Annotated in this window: 19 protein-coding genes; 14 read left to right on the top strand and 5 right to left on the bottom strand. The window is 72.6% G+C overall.

Annotation, left to right across the window (positions count from 1 at the left end):
• Window positions 1–80: 80 nt before the first annotated feature.
• The 4 genes from mfd (at window position 81) to ML5_RS05685 (ending at window position 7,680) form a co-directional block, all read left to right on the top strand.
• Window positions 81–3,737 (top strand): transcription-repair coupling factor, encoded by a 3,657-nt coding sequence (gene mfd, locus ML5_RS05670; RefSeq protein WP_013474036.1) that lies wholly within the window; start codon window positions 81–83, stop codon window positions 3,735–3,737.
• A 104-nt stretch (window positions 3,738–3,841) separates the two neighbouring features.
• Window positions 3,842–4,612: a hypothetical protein gene (locus ML5_RS05675; RefSeq protein ID WP_013474037.1), complete on the top strand. Its 771-nt coding sequence runs from the start codon at window positions 3,842–3,844 to the stop codon at window positions 4,610–4,612.
• Window positions 4,609–5,598 carry a nucleoside triphosphate pyrophosphohydrolase gene (locus tag ML5_RS05680; protein ID WP_013474038.1) on the top strand — a complete coding sequence of 330 codons (990 nt, stop codon included), beginning with the start codon at window positions 4,609–4,611 and terminating at the stop codon, window positions 5,596–5,598. Before ML5_RS05675 ends, ML5_RS05680 begins: the two co-directional genes overlap by 4 nt.
• A 462-nt stretch (window positions 5,599–6,060) precedes the next feature.
• Complete coding sequence (locus ML5_RS05685) at window positions 6,061–7,680, top strand: DUF885 domain-containing protein (protein WP_013474039.1); 1,620 nt, start codon at window positions 6,061–6,063, stop codon at window positions 7,678–7,680.
• Between the two features lie 33 nt (window positions 7,681–7,713).
• Here ML5_RS05685 and ML5_RS05690 read toward each other — a convergent pair whose 3' ends face one another.
• Complete coding sequence (locus ML5_RS05690) at window positions 7,714–8,541, bottom strand: NAD(+) diphosphatase (protein ID WP_013474040.1); 828 nt, start codon at window positions 8,539–8,541, stop codon at window positions 7,714–7,716.
• Window positions 8,538–9,230, bottom strand: a complete 693-nt coding sequence (locus ML5_RS05695) for a hypothetical protein (protein WP_013474041.1) — start codon at window positions 9,228–9,230, stop codon at window positions 8,538–8,540. Before ML5_RS05695 ends, ML5_RS05690 begins: the two co-directional genes overlap by 4 nt.
• A 212-nt stretch (window positions 9,231–9,442) precedes the next feature.
• On the opposite strand from ML5_RS05695, the gene eno reads away from it, so the two are divergent.
• Genes eno through ML5_RS05720 form a run of 5 tightly spaced genes read left to right on the top strand, consistent with a single transcriptional unit; the run spans window position 9,443 to window position 13,454 of the window.
• Window positions 9,443–10,726, top strand: coding sequence for a phosphopyruvate hydratase (gene eno, locus ML5_RS05700; RefSeq protein ID WP_013284093.1), 1,284 nt, complete (start codon window positions 9,443–9,445; stop codon window positions 10,724–10,726).
• Between the two features lie 28 nt (window positions 10,727–10,754).
• Window positions 10,755–11,390, top strand: a complete 636-nt coding sequence (locus tag ML5_RS05705) for a septum formation initiator family protein (RefSeq protein WP_013284094.1) — start codon at window positions 10,755–10,757, stop codon at window positions 11,388–11,390.
• Between the two features lie 23 nt (window positions 11,391–11,413).
• Window positions 11,414–11,971 (top strand): DUF501 domain-containing protein, encoded by a 558-nt coding sequence (locus ML5_RS05710; protein WP_013284095.1) that lies wholly within the window; start codon window positions 11,414–11,416, stop codon window positions 11,969–11,971.
• Window position 11,972: 1 nt separating this feature from the next.
• Entirely contained in the window at window positions 11,973–12,482 is a 510-nt protein-coding gene (locus tag ML5_RS05715) for an amino-acid N-acetyltransferase (protein ID WP_013284096.1), read from the top strand.
• Between the two features lie 42 nt (window positions 12,483–12,524).
• On the top strand, window positions 12,525–13,454 hold the full coding sequence (locus tag ML5_RS05720) for a Ppx/GppA phosphatase family protein (RefSeq protein WP_013474042.1): 930 nt from the start codon (window positions 12,525–12,527) through the stop codon (window positions 13,452–13,454).
• Window positions 13,455–13,556: 102 nt separating this feature from the next.
• Here ML5_RS05720 and ML5_RS05725 read toward each other — a convergent pair whose 3' ends face one another.
• Complete coding sequence (locus ML5_RS05725) at window positions 13,557–13,748, bottom strand: hypothetical protein (protein ID WP_222947856.1); 192 nt, start codon at window positions 13,746–13,748, stop codon at window positions 13,557–13,559.
• Between the two features lie 178 nt (window positions 13,749–13,926).
• Here ML5_RS05725 and ML5_RS05730 point away from each other — a divergent pair, with 178 nt between their 5' ends.
• The 3 genes from ML5_RS05730 to ML5_RS05740 all read left to right on the top strand — a co-directional run bounded on the left by ML5_RS05730 (window position 13,927) and on the right by ML5_RS05740 (window position 15,477).
• Window positions 13,927–14,124: a hypothetical protein gene (locus tag ML5_RS05730; RefSeq protein ID WP_236619365.1), complete on the top strand. Its 198-nt coding sequence runs from the start codon at window positions 13,927–13,929 to the stop codon at window positions 14,122–14,124.
• Between the two features lie 64 nt (window positions 14,125–14,188).
• Window positions 14,189–14,521, top strand: coding sequence for a PadR family transcriptional regulator (locus tag ML5_RS05735; RefSeq protein ID WP_030271259.1), 333 nt, complete (start codon window positions 14,189–14,191; stop codon window positions 14,519–14,521).
• The gene (locus tag ML5_RS05740; protein ID WP_013474045.1) at window positions 14,518–15,477 is read left to right on the top strand and encodes a hypothetical protein; all 960 of its coding nucleotides are present in this window, start codon (window positions 14,518–14,520) and stop codon (window positions 15,475–15,477) included. The genes ML5_RS05735 and ML5_RS05740 overlap by 4 nt, the downstream gene beginning before the upstream one ends.
• Window positions 15,478–15,559: 82 nt before the next feature.
• On the opposite strand, the gene ML5_RS05745 is transcribed toward ML5_RS05740, so the two are convergent.
• Entirely contained in the window at window positions 15,560–15,877 is a 318-nt protein-coding gene (locus ML5_RS05745) for a helix-turn-helix domain-containing protein (protein WP_013284102.1), read from the bottom strand.
• Window positions 15,874–16,236: a type II toxin-antitoxin system RelE/ParE family toxin gene (locus ML5_RS05750; RefSeq protein ID WP_013474046.1), complete on the bottom strand. Its 363-nt coding sequence runs from the start codon at window positions 16,234–16,236 to the stop codon at window positions 15,874–15,876. Before ML5_RS05750 ends, ML5_RS05745 begins: the two co-directional genes overlap by 4 nt.
• A 177-nt stretch (window positions 16,237–16,413) precedes the next feature.
• Between ML5_RS05750 and ML5_RS05755 the strand changes: the two genes are divergently transcribed.
• Entirely contained in the window at window positions 16,414–17,154 is a 741-nt protein-coding gene (locus tag ML5_RS05755; protein WP_013474047.1) for a dienelactone hydrolase family protein, read from the top strand.
• Window positions 17,155–17,173: 19 nt separating this feature from the next.
• Window positions 17,174–17,887 carry a uracil-DNA glycosylase gene (locus ML5_RS05760; RefSeq protein ID WP_013474048.1) on the top strand — a complete coding sequence of 238 codons (714 nt, stop codon included), beginning with the start codon at window positions 17,174–17,176 and terminating at the stop codon, window positions 17,885–17,887.
• Window positions 17,888–17,906: the final 19 nt, after the last annotated feature.

Consider the following 17,906-nt stretch of genomic DNA (forward strand, 5'->3'; position numbering starts at 1 on the left):
GATAGGCTCGAACGGTGCACCCCCCGTCCGGCTGGACGCGGGGTCGTCGTCGTGTGTCGATCCGCTGGAAGTGATCACTGATGCTCACCGGACTCTTCTCCGCCGCCCTGGCCGACCCGGGGCTGGCCCGGGCGCGTGACCTGGCGCGCTCCGGTGCCGCGCAGGTCGACGGGCTCGACCTCACCGCCCCGGCCGCGCTGCGCCCGTTCGCTGTGGCAGCGGTCGCCGCCGACGAGCCGGCCGGAGGCGCGGGCCGCCCGGTGCTCGCGGTCACCGCCACCACCCGCGAGGCCGACGACCTGGCCTCCGCGCTGGGCAGCCTGCTGCCGCCGGAGCAGGTGGCGGTCTTCCCGTCCTGGGAGACGCTGCCACACGAGCGCCTGTCGCCCCGATCCGACACGGTCGGGCGGCGCCTCGCCGTGCTGCGCCGGCTGGCCCACCCGGACGCCGCCGACGCGCACGGCCGCACCGGGCCGCTGCGGGTCGTCGTCGCGCCGGTGCGCTCGCTGCTCCAGCCGCAGCTCAAGGGCCTCGGCGACCTGGAGCCGGTGCAGCTCGCCGCCGGGGACGAGGCCGACCTGGAGGAGGTCGCCCGCCGGCTCACCGACATGGCGTACGCCCGGGTCGACCTGGTCACCAAGCGCGGCGAGTTCGCCGTACGCGGCGGCATCCTGGACGTCTTCCCGCCCACCGACGAGCACCCGTCCCGGGTCGAGTTCTGGGGCGACGAGGTGGAGGAGATCCGCACCTTCGCGGTGGCCGACCAGCGCACCATCGAGGGCGTGGCGCAGATGTGGGCGCCGCCGTGCCGGGAACTGCTGCTGACCCCGGCGGTGCGGGAGCGGGCCGCCGCGCTCGCCGCCGAGCACCCCGAGCTGGCCGAGATCCTGGACAAGCTGTCCGAGGGCATCCCGGTCGAGGGCATGGAGTCGCTCGCTCCGGCCCTGATCGGCGCCGACGCGCTGGAACTGCTCGTCGACTGCATGCCGGCCGGCACCCACGTACTCCTCTGCGACCCCGAGCGCATCCGCACCCGCGCGCACGACCTGGTCCGTACCTCGGAGGAGTTCCTCCAGGCCAGCTGGGCCGCAGCCGCCGTCGGCGGCCAGGCCCCTGTCGACCTCGGCGCCGCCGCCTTCAAGACCCTGGCCGAGGTACGCACGGCAGCCCGCGCCCTGCGCCAGCCCTGGTGGACGCTCGCGCCGTTCGGCCTGGTCGAGGCGGACGCGGCGCCGGCCCGGCAGCCCTGGGAGGACGAGCCGGCCGCTGTCGACGTCACCCCCGACGACGCCATCGCGGTGAGCCTGGCCGCCCAGCCGGCCCCGCTCTACCACGGCGAGACCGCCCGGGTGGTCGACGACCTGAAGCGCTGGGCCGGTGAGGGCTGGTCGATCGCGCTCGTGTTCGAGGGGCACGGCCCCGCCCAGCGGGCCGTCGAGGTGCTCCGCGACGCCGGTCTCGGCGCCCGGCTCACCGAGGAGGTGCCCGCCGCACCGGCACCGGGCGAACTGCTCGTGTCCTGCGGCTGCCTGACCGCCGGCTTCGTCGACGAGGCGTCGAAGTTCGTGCTGCTCACCGGCAACGACGTCACCGGTGGCCGGGGCACCTCCACCCGCGACATGCGCAAGATGCCCAGCCGGCGGCGCAACACCATCGATCCGCTGGAGCTGAAGGCCGGCGACTTCGTGGTGCACGAGCAGCACGGCATCGGCCGGTACGTGGAGCTGGTGCAGCGCACGGTGAACGGCGCCAGCCGCGAATACCTGGTCATCGAGTACGCGCCGAGCAAGCGCGGCCAGCCCGGCGACCGCCTGTTCGTCCCCACCGACCAGCTCGACCAGCTCTCCCGTTACGTCGGCGGTGAGCAGCCCACGCTGCACAAGATGGGCGGCTCGGACTGGCAGAAGTCCAAGGCGCGGGCCCGCAAGGCGGTCCGGGAGATCGCCGCGCAGCTCATCCAGCTCTACGCCGCGCGCAAGGCGTCGAAGGGGCACAACTTCGGTCCCGACACCCCGTGGCAGCGTGAGCTGGAGGACGCGTTCCCCTGGCAGGAGACGCCCGACCAGCTGGCCGCCATCGAGGAGGTCAAGCGGGACATGGAACAGACCGTCCCGATGGACCGGCTGATCTGCGGCGACGTCGGCTACGGCAAGACCGAGATCGCGGTACGGGCGGCGTTCAAGGCGGTGCAGGACGGCAAGCAGGTGGCCGTGCTGGTGCCGACCACGCTGCTGGTGCAGCAGCACTACAACACGTTCGCCGAGCGGATGAGCCAGTTCCCGGTGTCGATCCGGCAGCTGTCCCGGTTCCAGACGCCGAAGGAGTCCGAGCAGACGCTGGAGATGGTCGCCGCCGGCACCGTCGACATCGTCATCGGCACCCACCGGCTGCTCCAGGCGGCCACCCGGTTCAAGTCTCTGGGGCTGGTCATCATCGACGAGGAGCAGCGGTTCGGCGTCGAGCACAAGGAGCACCTGAAGACGCTCCGCGCCTCGGTCGACGTGCTCGCCATGTCGGCCACCCCGATCCCGCGCACGCTGGAGATGGCGATCACCGGCATCCGGGAGATGTCCACAATCGCCACCCCGCCGGAGGAGCGGCACCCGGTGCTCACGTTCGTCGGGGCGTACGACGACCGTCAGGTGGCCGCCTCCATCCACCGTGAGCTGCTGCGCGACGGTCAGGTCTTCTACCTGCACAACCGGGTCGAGTCGATCGAGAAGACGGCCCGCAGGCTGCGGGAGCTGGTCCCGGAGGCCCGGGTGGCGGTGGCGCACGGCCAGATGGGCGAGGAGGCGCTGGAGAAGGTGATGGTCGGCTTCTGGGAGAAGGAGTTCGACGTCCTCGTCTGCACCACGATCGTCGAATCAGGCATCGACATCCCGAACGCCAACACCCTCATCGTCGAGCGCGCCGACCTGCTCGGCCTGGCCCAGCTGCACCAGATCCGCGGCCGGGTCGGCCGTGGCCGGGAACGGGCGTACGCGTACTTCCTCTACCCGCCGGAGAAGCCGCTCACCGAGAACGCGCACGAGCGGCTGGCGACCATCGCCCAGCACACCGAACTCGGCGCCGGCATGTACGTGGCGATGAAGGACCTGGAGATCCGCGGCGCCGGCAACCTGCTCGGCGGCGAGCAGTCCGGCCACATCGAGGGCGTCGGCTTCGACCTGTACGTCCGGATGGTCGGCGAGGCGGTGTCCGCCTTCAAGGGCGAGCAGCAGGAGGAGGAGGCGGAGGTCAAGGTCGACCTGCCGATCGACGCGCACCTGCCGCACGACTACGTGGCGGTGGAGCGGCTGCGCCTGGAGATGTACCGCAAGCTCGCCGAGGCCCGCGACTCCGAGCGTCTGCGCGAGGTGGTCGCCGAGATGACCGACCGGTACGGCGAGCCGCCCGCGCCGGTGCAGAACCTGGTCGCGGTGGCGCGGTTCCGGCTGCTCGCCCGCCGCTACGGGCTGACCGACGTGTCGATGCAGGGCAAGCACATCCGGTTCGGCCCGCTGCCGCTGCCCGACTCGAAGCAGATGCGGCTCAAGCGCTACCACCCGGACTCGGTCTACAAGCAGGCGCTCGACCAGGTCAGCGTGCCCCGGCCGAGCACCCGGCGGATCGGCGGCGAGCCGCTGCGCGACCAGGCGCTGCTGGAGTGGTGCGGGCAGCTCCTGGCCGACGTCCTCGGCAAGCCCGAGGAGCTGGCCGGTGTTGCCAGCCCCACAGTGGCGAGCGGACGATGACACAGCAAGCCCGAGGAGTTCGCCGGTGCCGCCCGGTCCGGGGCGGGTGCGCGATGAGGTGGGCGGAGTCACAGGCCGGTACTCGGCGTGAGAGAGTGACCCTCATGCGTGCTCGCCGTTCCCTCGTCGCCGTCAGCGTCGCGGCCCTTGCCGCGCTCTCTCTCGCCGCCTGTGGCCGCTCCGCCCCGGACGTCGCCGCCTACGTCGGCGACAGCCGGTACTCCGTCGACCGGGTCGACGCGATCTACGAGGACGCGCAGCGGCAGTACGCGGAGGCCGTCCGTAGCCAGTCCCCGCAGACGCCGTCGCCGGCGGAGCTGCGGTCCTCGGTGACCCGGCAGGACGTGCTGAACCTGCTGGTCGCGATCGACCTGGGCAAGCGCGTGGCGGCCGACAAGGGCCTCCAGGTCACCGACCAGATCTCCCCGGAGCAGATCCAGCAGGCGCTCCGCATGCCGGCGACCACCGAGTACACGAAGCTGTGGGGCGAGTGGGTCGACCTCTCCGGCACGCTCCAGCAGAGCCTGCCCCCGGCCGACCTCAGCGACGAGTCCCTGATGGCCGTCTACCACGCCCTCGAGGAGACCGGGGCGATCCAGCCGGGCCTGAGCATCGACCAGGTGCGGCAGGCGTTCGGCGAGGCCGGGTTCGTCCGCACCGCCACCGCGCTCAGCAGCGCGCTGCAGGAGCAGGCCGAGAAGTCGGACGTCCGCGTCAACCCCCGGTTCGGCGTGACGGGCGTGCCGTCGCTGGTCAACACCGGCCAGTCGTTCGTCTTCTACTCCCTGCCGTACGTCGACCAGGACGGCCCGGTCACCGACATCTCGACTCCGGAGGCGCCGGCCTCCGGCTCCCCGGCTCCCGGAGCCGCATGACCGCGCGGATCGTCCTGCTCGTCACCTCACCCCGGCTGCCCGCCGGCCTGCTGACTTCGGCCGCCTGGGACGCCGTACGCTCCGCCCCGGTCCTCGCCGGTGCGGAGAGCGAGCTGACCCGTGCGGTCCGAATGGCCGGCGCCGACGTGAGCGTGGTGACCGAGGGTGCGACCCAGGCGCTGCTCGACGCCGCCGCCGCGCACGGCGGGGCGGTGTGGCTGGCCGGTCCGGCCGGCGACGAGACGCTGGCCCGTGAGCTGGGGCTGCGGCTGGCCCGCGAGCCCGGCCTGGCCGAGCTGGAGCTGATGTACGGCTCGTGGGATCCGCCCGGCGCCCGGCTGCTCGACGCGGTCGAGGTGATGGACCGGCTGGCCTCCCCGGGCGGCGATCCGTGGAAGCGGGCGCAAACCCACCGCAGCCTGGCCGGTTTCCTGCTGGAGGAGTGCTACGAGGCGTACGACGCGATCAGCGCCGACGACACCGACGCGCTCCGCGAGGAACTGGGCGACGTGCTGCTCCAGGTGCTGCTGCACGCCCGGCTGGCGGAGAACCTGCCGGAGGGCAAGAGCTGGACCGTCGACGACGTCGCGGGCACGCTGGTCGACAAGATGGTGCGGCGCAACCCGCACGTGTTCTCCGGTGAGCCGGCCGGTTCGATCGAGGAGATCGAGGCGAACTGGGAACGGATCAAGCGGGCCGAGAAGACCCGCGACTCGGTGCTGGACGGCATCGCGCTGAGCCAGCCCGCGCTCTCTCTGGCCGCGAAGATCCTGGACCGGGCCGGCCGGGTGGGCCTCGCCGTACCGCCGCCACTGGCCGAGTCGCAGGTGGATCCGGAGGCCCGGCTCGGCGCGAGCCTGCTGGCCACTGTCGCCGCCGCCCGGCAGGCCGGCATCGACCCGGAGGCCGCGCTGCGCCGGGCCACCTTGGCGTACGCCGAGGCGATCCGAGCCGCCGAACGCCCCACCCCCACCAACCCCGCCTAACGCCCTCCCCGCCGCCCTCCGGGACCTTGCCCCCCCGCCTCACCCCGCCCCGCCCTCTCCCCGCGATCTTGCACTTTCGGCCCGAGCGGTGCCGCAAATGCCCCCTCTGCCCGGGCACAAAGTGCAAGATCGCCGAGTCGGCTGCCGGGCCGGACCTCGCCAGCCATGCCCAGCCGCGCCCCTCCCGGCAGTCGAGACCCGCGGTCCGCATCCCGGGATCGCCGTAGATCTTGGTACGAAAGTGCCCCTATAGGGGCCGTTTCCGTCCAAGATCTACGCCCGCCTCGGGCGGAGGCGCGCTCGCGGCCGACCAACCGGCACCCAGGCGGTGGCCTTCCAGGGGACTCGCGGCGGTGATCAAGGGGTTTGGGTCGAGGGCGGGCTCTGGCGGGGACACGAACTCCTTGATCAACGGGGGCGGGGAGGCGGGAGAGTGGGCGGGGTGATCGGTAGGGTCGGGGGATGGAGTCGTTCGGGCCGCTTGCGGAGCGGATCGTGGAGGCGTTGCTGGAGAGCCGGCCCGGGCTGGCCACCTCCGCCGGGGATCACCGCTACGACGACCGGCTGCCCGATCTCTCCGCCGACGCCCTCGCCGCCGACCAGGCGATGCTGAAGGACGCCGCCGACGCGCTCGCGGAGATCGACCCGGACGCGCTCGACGTGGCGGAGAGCGTCGACCACGCGCTGCTCACCAGCCTCGTCGACAGGGGACTGTTCGAGGCCACCGAGATCCGCGGCCACGAGTGGGATCCGCTGCGCCACAATCCGGGGCCGCTGCTGCACGCCCTGCTGGCCCGTCCCTTCGCCCCGGCCGAGGAGCGCCTGACCAGTCTCGTCGGGCGTCTGTCGGCCGTACCCGATGCGCTGTCGACGGCGCGCGCGACGCTGCGGGACATGCCGCGGGTCCACGCGGAGACGGCGGTCGGGCAGTTCGCCGGTACGGCGGCGCTGATCCGCGACGAGGTTCCCGGGTTGCTCGCCGAGGCGCCGGCGATGCGTGACCGGGTCGGCCCGGCGGCCAGCGATGCGATCGCCGCGCTGGAGGAGTTCGTGGCCTGGCTGCGGCAGGGCCTGGCCGCGGACGCCGGTCCGGGGCGTGACCCGCGGCTGGGCCGGCGGCGGTGGGAGGCGCGGCTGTGGCACACGCTCGACACCGAGCTGAGCGCAGCCGAGGTGCAGCGCCGCGCCTGGGCCAACCTCGACCGGGTCACCGAGGAGATCCGCGCGGCGTCGGTCGAGCTGGTCGGTGGTCCGGCCGACGACGAGACGGTACGCCGGGCGCTGGACCTGCTGGCCGCCGAACACCCGGACGACGCCACGATCGTCGACCTCGCCTCGGTCACGCTCGACGAGGCGAGTGACTTCGTCCGCCACCACGACCTGGTCAGCATGGTCGGCGACCCGTGCGTGATCCAGGAGATGCCGGAGTTCGCGCGCGGCGTGGCGGTGGCCTACTGCGACTCGCCGGGCCCGCTGGAGACGGCCGACGTGCCGACGTTCTACTGCATCTCGCCCACCCCGGCGGACTGGCCGGCGCAGCGGGTCGAGTCGTTCTACCGCGAGTACAACGACCACATGATCCGCAACCTGACCGTGCACGAGGCGATGCCGGGTCACTTCCTCCAGCTCGCCCACGCCCGCCGGTACGACGGCCCGACCCGGGTACGCGCGCTCACCGAGTCGGGCGTGTTCGTCGAGGGCTGGGCGGTCTACGCCGAGGAGCTGATGGCGGGGCTCGGCTTCGGCGGACTGCCGGTGCGGTTGCAGCAGCTCAAGATGCAGCTCCGGATGACCATCAACGCGCTGCTGGACCAGCTCGTGCACTGCGACGACATGCCCGAGTCCGAGGCGATGGCGCTGATGACCGGGCGCGGCTTCCAGGAGGAGGGCGAGGCGGCCGGCAAGTGGCGGCGGGCGCTGCTCACCTCGACGCAGCTCTCCACGTACTTCGTCGGCTACAGCGAGATGGCCGACATCGCCGCCGCCCGGCCGGACGGCGTGACGGTGCGCGACTGGCACGACGCCATGCTGGCGCACGACTGCCCGCCGCCGCGCCACCTGCGGACACTGCTGGGGGTGTGACGGCCACCGCCCGGGCGGCGACCCGGCCTGCGGTCACCGCCGGGCGGCGACCGCGTCGATCAGCCAGCGCGACAGGGAGTACGCGGGCGGCAGCTCGGCGGGCAGCGCATCCACCGGGAACCAGCGCGCCTCGGTCAGCTCGATGCCGTCGACGACCGGTTCGGCGGCCGGGTCGGTCACCTCGGCGGTGAAACCGGCGAGCAGCGTGCCCGGCCCGGACAGCGCCCACGGCTGGCTGTCCACGTAGACCGGTCGCCGCAGCGTCAGGCCGACCTCCTCGGCGACCTCGCGGTGCACCGCCGCCTCCAGCGACTCGCCCGCCTCGACGAACCCGGCGACGAGTGCCCACAGCTGCGTCGGCCCCTGCGCGTGCCGGACCAGCAGCAGTTCGTCGACGCCGCCGGCCGGGCCGGGGCGGGTGATCGCGGTCAGCACCGCGACGGACAGGGGCACGAACACGGTCAGCCCGCAGTCCGGGCAGCGCCGCGCGGTCTCGCCCGGCACGTCGGCCAGCTCGGCCCGGCACGCGCCGCACCACCTGTGGGTACGCCGCCAGGTGACCACGGCGAGCGCCCGTCCGGCCAGGTCGGCGCGGGGTGCGGGCAGCTCGGCGGCGAGGCCGCGCCAGCCGCGCCACGGGCCGGGAAGCGACTCCGGATCGGCCACCTCGGCCGCCCACGCCGGGACGCCGTCGAGCGTGCCGACCGGGATCCAGGCGAGGTCGCCGGGCAGCGCGCCGATCCGCAGCGGCTGCTCGTCCGGGCCGGTCAGCAGCTTCCGTCCGGCCACCGGCAGCGCCAGGTCGTCCGGCTCCGGCGGCCGCCCGTGATCGGCAGCAGGCAGGAACCCGGGCGGGGTCACGACGTGGACGGGCGGCGGTCCACCACGCCGGCGCCGTCCGGGACCGCGAACGCGGCCGCCTCGACGCTCTCGGTGTAGCGGCTCAGCGTCACCTCGGCGGGCTTGCCGTCGAGCGTGCCGGAGAAGCTTCCCAGCACACCCTCGTTCGTCACGCAGGCGTTGAAGCGCTCCCCGTCGTGGGTGACGTCGACGCAGGTGGCGTGGTGTCCGGCGAGAGTGGTGTCGCTCTGCTCGATGACCGCCTCCGGCGCCAGCGCCGCCTCGGTGAGCAGCCGGATCACCGCGGGCGGCGTGACCAGGCCCTGCTTGCGTGCCTCGTCGTAGACGATCACCGACGGCTTCCCCGCGGTGAGCACGGGCGGCGAGACGGTGCAGGAGGTACGGGCGGCGGTGCTCGCGCACCGGGTCACCGACTCCTGCGTCACCGTGATCTTGCCGCCGGGCCAGGTGTACGTGGACCGCAGCGGCTTCTTGGTCTGCGCGATCGAGGCGGTCCGGCCGCCGTCGATCTGGTAGTCGGCGGCCCAGGTCTGCTCCAGCGCCCGGTCCATCCGCGCGGCGAGGTCGTTGACCAGGTCGGCGCGACCGAGCGCGACGTTCGCGTCGTCCAGGGCCTGACAGCCGGTGACCGAGAGCGACGCGATGACCGAGGCGGCGAGCACGCGGAGAGTCGTCGAGGCGGCAGGCATGATGCCCAGCCTTGTCGATCGACGCAACGTCTCGCAAACCGGTTGCCGGTTGACGACCGGTAATCCGGGAATGTCCGTCTCAGCAAGCGCCTCGGGGGCCGCCCCGAGCGGGGTGCGGCAGGGCGGGGACCGATACGCTGCGTTCAACACCTGCCTCAGCCGCACCGTCGCGGCCCATACGGACCGGAACCACACAAACGAGGAGCGACTCAGTGGCAACCATCGAGGGAATCGTCGCCCGGGAGATCCTGGACTCGCGGGGCAACCCGACGGTCGAGGTCGAGGTCGGGCTCGACGACGGCACGATCGCCCGCGCCGCGGTGCCGTCCGGCGCCTCCACCGGCGCGTTCGAGGCGGTCGAGCTGCGCGACGGTGACAAGGATCGCTACCTGGGCAAGGGCGTCGAGAAGGCGGTCGCCAACATCGAGGACCGCATCGTCGACCAGCTCATCGGCTACGAGGCCAGCGAGCAGCGGCTGATCGACCAGAAGATGATCGACATCGACGGCTCGGACAACAAGGGCGAGCTGGGCGCGAACGCCATCCTCGGCGTCTCCCTGGCCGTGGCGAAGGCCGCCGCCGGCAGCGCCGAGCTGAGCCTGTTCCGCTACCTGGGCGGCCCGAACGCGCACCTGCTCCCGGTGCCGATGATGAACATCCTCAACGGTGGCGCGCACGCCGACTCGAACGTCGACATCCAGGAGTTCATGATCGCGCCGATCGGCGCGCCGACGTTCCGGGACGCGCTGCGCTCGGGCGCCGAGGTCTACCACGCGCTGAAGTCGGTGCTGAAGAAGAAGGACCTGTCGACCGGCCTGGGCGACGAGGGCGGCTTCGCCCCGAACCTGCCCACCAACGCCGCCGCGCTGGACCTGATCGCCGAGGCCGTGGAGAAGGCCGGCTACCGGCTCGGCACCGACATCGTCTTCGCGCTCGACGTGGCCGCCACCGAGTTCTTCGACAACGGCACCTACACGTTCGAGGGCAGCGCCAAGAGCGCCGAGGAGATGAGCAACTACTACACCAAGCTCGCCGGCGACTACCCGATCGTGTCGATCGAGGACCCGCTGGCCGAGGACGACTGGAGCGGCTGGGCCACGCTCACCGCCGCGCTCGGCGACCGCATCCAGATCGTCGGCGACGACCTGTTCGTGACCAACCCGCAGCGCATCGCCCGGGGCATCGCCGAGCAGGCCGCCAACGCGGTCCTGGTGAAGGTCAACCAGATCGGCTCGCTCACCGAGACGCTCGACGCCGTCGACCTGGCCCACCGGGCCGGCTTCAAGTGCATGATGAGCCACCGTTCCGGCGAGACCGAGGACACCACCATCGCCGACCTGGCCGTCGCCACCGGCTGCGGGCAGATCAAGACCGGCGCGCCGGCCCGCTCGGACCGGGTGGCCAAGTACAACCAGCTCCTGCGGATCGAGGAGGAGCTGGCCGACGCGGCGCGGTACGCCGGTGCCGGCGCGTTCCCGCGCTACCGTTCGGCCTGAGCGAGCGCTCCGGGGGAGGGGTGTGACGATGCAGCAGCGCCGCACACCGGGTGGCCAGCGGCCCGCCCGCCGGCCGGGTCAGCCCGGCCGGACGGGCGGTGCCCGGGTCCGGTCCACGGCACGCGACAACGGCGTCCGCGCGGAGGCGCGCGCCGCCGGCCGGTCACCCGGCGCGTCCCGTGCCGCCGACGGCGTACGCTCCGCGAGCCGCCCCGCCGCGGCCCGGCGTACTGCCGCCGGTGGCCCGGTCAAGCGGCTCACCGCACCCCAACCCCGGCGCTTCACCGGGCGCGCCACGGTGCTGTTCGCGGTGCTGATCGCGCTCGCCCTGGCGTACACCTATCCGGTCCGGGTCTACCTGGACCAGCAGGCCGACATCGAGCGGATGGAGGCGGCGCAGGCCGCCCAGCGGGCCGAGATCGACCGGCTCACCGCCGAGGCGGCCAAGTGGAAGGACCCGGAGTACGTCAAGACGCAGGCCCGGGAGCGGTTCTTCATGGGCAAGCCGGGCGAGACGCTGCTCGTGGTGCTCTCCGACCCGGAGGGCGCCGCGAAGGACGCCGGCAAGGGCGCGAAGCCGGGGGCGCCGAAGCCGCCCGAGCCCTGGTACGACACCCTGTGGGGGAGCGTGCGGGCGGCCAACGCCGAGCGCCCCGACAAGTGAGCTTTGATCCGAGAGGCACTTCCTTGAGCGTCGTACCACCGCAGGAGCCGGCGGCGGACTCCGTACCCCCGCCGGAACGCCAGCCGGCCACCGAGGCCGACCTGGCCGCGGTGGCCGCGCAGCTCGGACGCCCGCCTCGCGGCACCCGCGCGGTGGCCCACAGGTGTCCCTGCGGCCTGCCCGACGTGGTGGAGACGACGCCCCGGCTGGCGGACGGCACGCCGTTCCCGACGCTGTTCTACCTGACCTGCCCGCGTGCCACGGCGGCGTGCAGCCGGCTGGAGTCGGCCGGGCTGATGAAGGAGATGGCCGAGCGGCTCGCCGAGGATCCGGAGCTGGCGGCGCGGTACCGGGCGGCGCACGAGGACTACCTGACCCGCCGGGAGGCGATCGGGGAGGTGCCGGAGATCGCCGGCATCTCGGCCGGCGGCATGCCGGGGCGGGTGAAGTGCCTGCACGTGCACCTCGGGCACGCGCTCGCCGCCGGGCCGGGGGTCAACCCGTTCGGCGACGAGACGCTGGCGCTCGTGGAGAAGTGGTGGGCGGCCGGCCCCTGCGTGGACGTGCCCGCGGTCCAGTGAGATGAGCGCCGACGAGATCACTGTGCGCCGGGCCCGCACCACCGACGTACGCGGCATCCGGCGGCTGGTGGACACCTACACCGACGACCGGCGTCTGCTCAGCAAGGCGACTGTGACGCTGTACGAGGACGTGCAGGAGTTCCGGGTCGCGGTGACGTCTGACGGCACGGTGGTCGGCTGCGGCGCGCTGCACGTCATGTGGGAGGACCTGGCCGAGATCCGGACGGTGGCGGTCGACCCGTCCTGCCGGGGCCACAAGATCGGGCACCGGATCGTCGGCGGGCTGATCGACGCGGCACGGGAGCTGGGCATCGCCCGGATCTTCGTGCTCACGTTCGAGACCGGCTTCTTCGGCTCGTTCGGCTTCCGCGAGATCGACGGCGCGCCCGTGCCGCAGCCGGTGTACGAGCAGCTCCTGCGCTCGTACGACGAGGGTGTCGCGGAGTTCCTGGACCTGGAACGGGTCAAGCCCAACACCCTGGGCAACACCCGAATGCTGCTGCGCCTCTGACCGTGCGCGGGCTGCCGTAGGGTGGGCGCCGTGAGTGCGCGTGTGGCCGCCATCGACTGCGGGACCAACTCGATCCGACTGCTGATCGCCGACCTGCCCGAGTCGTCGGCCGGGGAGGCGGCGCCGCTGCGCGACGTCAGCCGGCGGATGGAGATCGTCCGGCTGGGGCAGGGCGTCGACCAGACCGGCATGCTCGCGCCCGAGGCGATCGAGCGGACCCGGGTGGCGCTCGCCGACTACGCGGCGGAGATCGAGAAGTCCGGCGCCGACCGGGTACGCATGTGCGCCACCTCGGCCTCCCGCGACGCCTCCAACGCCGCCGACTTCCGCGCCATGGTCGAGCGCACGCTCGGCGTACCGCCCGAGGTGGTGACAGGCGACGAGGAGGCACGCCTGTCGTTCACCGGCGCGGTGCGCGGCCTGCCCGCCGATGCAGAGCCGCCGTACCTGGTGGTCGACATCGGCGGCGGTTCGACCGAGTTCGTCGTCGGCACCCGCGCCGACGGGGTGCGCGGCGCGATCTCGGTGGACATCGGCTGCGTCCGGATGACCGAACGGCACCTGCACGACGATCCGCCGACAGCGGCGCAGATCGCCGCCGCCGAGTCCGACATCGCCGCCGCCGTCGACCGCGCGCTCGCCGCCGTGCCCGGCCGCGAGGCCGCCACGCTGGTCGGGCTGGCCGGTTCGGTCACCACAGTGGTCGCCCTGGCGCAGGGGCTCCGGGAGTACGACCCGAGCCGCATCCACCACGCCCGCGTCTCGTACGAGCAGGTGGCCGAGGTGACAGCCGACCTGCTCGGTAAGAGCAGTGAGCAGCGGCTGGCGTACCCGGTGATGCACCCGGGGCGGGCCGACGTGATCGGCGCGGGCGCGCTGGTGCTGCGAGTGATCATGGAGCGGGCCGGGATGCCGTCGGTGGTCGCGTCCGAGCACGACATCCTCGACGGCATCGCCTGGAGCCTCGCCTAGCCCTCATCTTCTCGCCCGCCCCTTCGGCGGTGATCAAGGAGTTTGTGTCAGATCCGGACGCCTCCGGGTACGCAAAGTCCTTGGTCGACGGGACGGGCGGGGTTAGTCCGTCGCCAGGTCGGGGCGGTGTTCCCTGATCCACTTCTCGACGTCGGACTTCCGCCAGATCTGGCCCATCCGGAGCACCTGATAGGGCGCGGGGAAGTCGCGTCGCGAAGCGACCACTGACGCGCGGGCACGCGAGACGCCACCGAGCATGTCTCGGATCTCAGCGATTCCCACGAACTCGACCACCTCTTGACGGTAGGTAGCAGCGATTGACTCGCGATCGGTAACAGCGATCGGGGTTGACGATCGGTAACAGCGCGAGCACGATCGGGGGATGACCGTGAGGAACTGTTCTCCCGTACCCGATCGCAGTCGCCGTGTCGTGCGGCCGCACGTGCCGATGCGGCCCCTCTGGTTGTGCCGGGTGTGCGCGGCCCCCTGGCCGTGCCAGCCGGCCCGCCTGTTGCTGCTGCTGGGCTACCGGCGCGACCGGGTCGCCCTGTCCATCCACATGGCGGGCTGCTTGTTCGACGCCACCGCCGACCTGATGGCCACCAACCCGAACCCGGCCGACCTGTTCGACCGTTTCATCGGGTGGACCGCCCGCCCTTCCTCCCGGTGAACAAGGGCCGGGCAAAGTGCTGTGTGATTGACGGTAGTGTGGATTGCGCACTAGTGTGCGGAGCGTGGATACCACGCAGCTCCTCAAGGGCGTGCTCGACCTGGCGGTGCTCGCCGTGCTCAAGGACGAGGACGGGTACGGCTACGACATCCTGCGGCGGCTGCGCGAGGCCGGCCTCACCGAGGTCGGCGACGCCTCGGTCTACGGCACGCTGCGCCGGCTGTTCGCCGCCGGCCTGCTCACCACGTACGTGGTGCCGAGCGAGTCCGGGCCGCACCGCAAGTACTACTCGCTGAACGCGGCCGGGCGTGACCAGCTCACCCGCTCCGGCAAGACCTGGCGCTCGTTCGCCACCACCATGGACGCACTGCTCGACGATCGGGGGATGGCGGCATGACCGTCACTGGGCAGGAGATCACGGACTACGTCGACCGGGTACGCGCGGCGCTCGCCGACCTGCCGCCGGGGGTCCGCGACGAGCTGACCGAGGACCTGCCGGAACACCTCGCCGAGGTGGCCGCCGAGGGCGAGGGCGCGCTCGTGGACCGGCTGGGCACCCCCGAGGCGTACGCGGCCGAGCTGCGCGCCGCCGCCGGCGCCGGGGAGGGGCGGCGACCGGCGCGCTTCCACCGCCTGGCCGAGGCGCGGGATCAGGCAGCCACGCAGATACGTCTGCTGGATCGTCAGCTCGGCCCGGTGCTCGGGCACGAGACGGTGAGCGACTTCCTGCGCCCGCTGCGCCCGGCCTGGTGGCTGGTGCGTGGTTGGCTGGCCGCGCTGCTGATCAGCGTCATGGTGGACGGTGGCCGGCCCGGTCTGCTGCCCCGGCCGAACGACAACGCGTCGGCCGGCCTGCTGCTGCTCATCGGCGCGGTGGTCGCGTCACTGTGGCTCGGCCGCCGTTCCGCGGGCTTCACCGGCTGGCCGCGCCGCCTGCACCGGCTGGGTACGGCCGCGCTGCTGCTCTTCGGCTTCGCGGTGCTCGTCGATGTGGACCGGAACGCCAGCTCCGACGTCTACAGCGGCTACGAGCAGACGTCGGTGGACCGGCGGTACGACCGGATCGAGGACGTCTTCGTCTACGACCAGCAGGGGCGGCTGATCCGCGACGCGCAGCTGTTCGACCAGAACGGCGTGCCGATCCGGCTCGGCTGGCCGAACTGCCTGGACTCGTCCGGCGCCGTGCCCGCGCCCCGCAACGCCTACCCGTACTGCCCGGAGCTGGCACCGTTCGGCGCACCGGCCTCGCCGTCGATCGCCCCGCCCGCACCCGCGCCCACAGGCAGCGCCACCCCGACCGCGCCCGCCACGCCCACCACCAGCGCTTCCCCGGAACCCACGTCAACGCGCTAGAACACGCTCGATCCCGCGAGATCTTGGAAGGAAACGGCCCCCATGAGGGCCGTAATCTTCCAAGATCTCGCGGGATCCGCTGTCAGGCGATGGCGGCGATGTCACCGTCGTCGAAGTAGATCGCCTGGTGGAGCCGGCCACCCAGCGCCGCGGCGAACCGGGCCACCACTTCCTGTCCGGAGATCTTTCCCTGCTCGATCTGGGAGACCCGTCCCTTGGTGACGCCCATCCGGTCGGCGACCTGCTGCTGGGTCAGGCCGCGCGCTCGCCGTACCTCCGCGAGGCGGTGACCGATGACCTCGGCGAGGAGTTCCTGCTTACCCGCGTCGACCGCATCTTCCCCGCCGACCCGGGCGACGTGGTCGGCGCGGATGTCCTGCCACCGGGAGTAGTCGCTCATGCCTTCCCCTCCTCTCGTGCCCGGTCCTTGAGGTAGAGCTCGTAGCGGTGCTCGGCGACGGGAATGGCCTCCTGATACCACGTCTTCCACCGGCCGGACTTGTCGCCGGCGACCAGGAGGATGCTCGAGCGCCACGGGTCGAACGCGAAAAGGATACGCACGGTGCCCGGCCGGAGCTCCTTCAAGTTCGCCATCGACGAACCGTGGATGGTGTCGACAAGGGGTCGTCCGAGTCCTGGTCCGTGCTCGGCCAGGAGGTCGATCGCCTGCACCACTCGCGCATGGGTGGACGCGTCGAGAGTGTCGAGCCACTGCCGCACCTCGTCGACCAGGTAGACGTCCCAGTCTCCAGCCACCACGGGGCTAGTTTAGCAATCGCTATACCCAGCGTGTGTGCCTGTCCGGCGGTTCAACAGGAGGTGAATGCCACTGTTGTTCCGTCTTCCCCGCGCCGGTGACCGCGTGGCACGCTACCGGCACGTATCAGCCAACTGGGCGACCAGCCAATGATGACTGACCGCTAGGAGGACGGGCCCATGGGCGAGATGGTGAGCTTCACCGGCAACGGGGGGACGAGCGAGGGGTATCTCGCGATACCCTCCGGCGGTGCGGCCAGCCCGGCGGTCATCGTCATCCAGGACTGGTGGGGACTGGTGCCCCACGTCCGGGCCGTGGTGGACCGCTTCGCCGAGGCCGGCTTCGTCGCCCTCGCGCCCGACTTCCGGCACGGCGGGCCGGCCGTGAAGCCGACCGAGCCGCGGCTGATGCTGAACAGCTCCCAGATGGACGAGGCGGCCAGCGACATCGCCGCCGCCGCCGAATACCTGGCGAGCCGGTCCGAGGTCGCCGGCAAGGTGGGCTGCGCCGGGTTCTGCGCGGGTGCAAGCCTGGCGCTGTGGTCCGGCACGTTCTCCGAGCGCATCGTGGCCACCGCCGGGTTCTACCCGCGCCTGCCCTGGGAGGGCATGGCCACTGGCGCGGCGGACAACGCCGGTCGCACGGGCGCGGCGGACAACGCCGGCCGCACCGACTGGGCCGGCTACGCCGGGAAGGCCGCGCTCATCCACTGCTCCGAGGCGGACGGCCTGTCCGCCGCCGACGGGGTGCAGAGCGTACGCCGGTCCATCGAGTCCGCCGGTGGCACCTGCCAGACGTTCGACTACCCGGGCACCGCGCACGCGTTCTTCAACGAGGACCGGCCCGAGCACTTCGACCAGCGGGCGGCCGCCACCGCCTGGGCCCGCACGCTGGAACTGTTCCGGGCGAAGCTTGGCTGAGTCGCGTACCCCGCAGGACGTGGTCGCCCGCGCCGCGCGGGCGGCCGACCTGGCCGACCTCGACGGCGCGGTCAGCGACTGCTTCGCCTGCCCGCGCCTGGTGGCCTGGCGGGAGGAGGTCGCCCGGGTCAAGCGGGCCGCGTTCCGCGACCAGGACTACTGGGGACGGCCGGTGCCCGGCCTCGGGCCGGCGGACGCCCGCATCGCGATCCTCGGTCTGGCGCCGGCCGCGCACGGCGGCAACCGCACGGGCCGGATCTTCACCGGGGACCGGTCCGGTGACGTGCTGTTCGCCGCGCTGCACCGCGCCGGGCTGGCCAACCAGCCGACGAGCGTGTCCGCGGACGACGGCCTGACGCTGCGCGACACCCGCATCTTCGCGGCTGTGCGGTGCGCGCCGCCGGACAACAAACCCACCCCGGACGAGCGCGACACCTGCGCGCCGTGGCTGCACCGCGAGGTCGAGTTGATCCGGCCCACGCTGCGCGTCGTGGTCGCGCTGGGCGCGTTCGCGTGGGCCGCGTGGTGGCCGGTGCTACGCCAGGTGTACGGGCAGCGACCGCCCACACCGCGACCTGCGTTCGGTCATGGGGCACACTGGTCCGGCGAGTCGGTGCCGGCGTTGCTGGGCTGCTATCACGTCAGCCAGCAGAACACGTTCACCGGCCGGCTCACACCGGCGATGCTGGACGACGTGTTCACCCGGGCGAAGGACCTGGCCGGGGTGGACTGAGGAACACCTGAGGCGGTGG

It is taken from the genome of Micromonospora sp. L5 (genome assembly GCF_000177655.2).
Classification (GTDB): Bacteria; Actinomycetota; Actinomycetes; order Mycobacteriales; family Micromonosporaceae; genus Micromonospora; species Micromonospora aurantiaca.

Excerpts from the sequence above, each read along its gene's own strand:
- mfd (WP_013474036.1), top strand. The coding sequence starts at position 81 with ATGCTCACCGGACTCTTCTCCGCCGCCCTGGCCGACCCGGGGCTGGCC.
- ML5_RS05675 (WP_013474037.1), top strand. The coding sequence starts at position 3,842 with ATGCGTGCTCGCCGTTCCCTCGTCGCCGTCAGCGTCGCGGCCCTTGCC.
- ML5_RS05680 (WP_013474038.1), top strand. The coding sequence starts at position 4,609 with ATGACCGCGCGGATCGTCCTGCTCGTCACCTCACCCCGGCTGCCCGCC.
- ML5_RS05685 (WP_013474039.1), top strand. The coding sequence starts at position 6,061 with ATGGAGTCGTTCGGGCCGCTTGCGGAGCGGATCGTGGAGGCGTTGCTG.
- ML5_RS05695 (WP_013474041.1), bottom strand. The coding sequence starts at position 9,230 with ATGCCTGCCGCCTCGACGACTCTCCGCGTGCTCGCCGCCTCGGTCATC.
- ML5_RS05705 (WP_013284094.1), top strand. The coding sequence starts at position 10,755 with ATGCAGCAGCGCCGCACACCGGGTGGCCAGCGGCCCGCCCGCCGGCCG.
- ML5_RS05715 (WP_013284096.1), top strand. The coding sequence starts at position 11,973 with ATGAGCGCCGACGAGATCACTGTGCGCCGGGCCCGCACCACCGACGTA.
- ML5_RS05740 (WP_013474045.1), top strand. The coding sequence starts at position 14,518 with ATGACCGTCACTGGGCAGGAGATCACGGACTACGTCGACCGGGTACGC.
- ML5_RS05745 (WP_013284102.1), bottom strand. The coding sequence starts at position 15,877 with ATGAGCGACTACTCCCGGTGGCAGGACATCCGCGCCGACCACGTCGCC.
- ML5_RS05755 (WP_013474047.1), top strand. The coding sequence starts at position 16,414 with ATGGGCGAGATGGTGAGCTTCACCGGCAACGGGGGGACGAGCGAGGGG.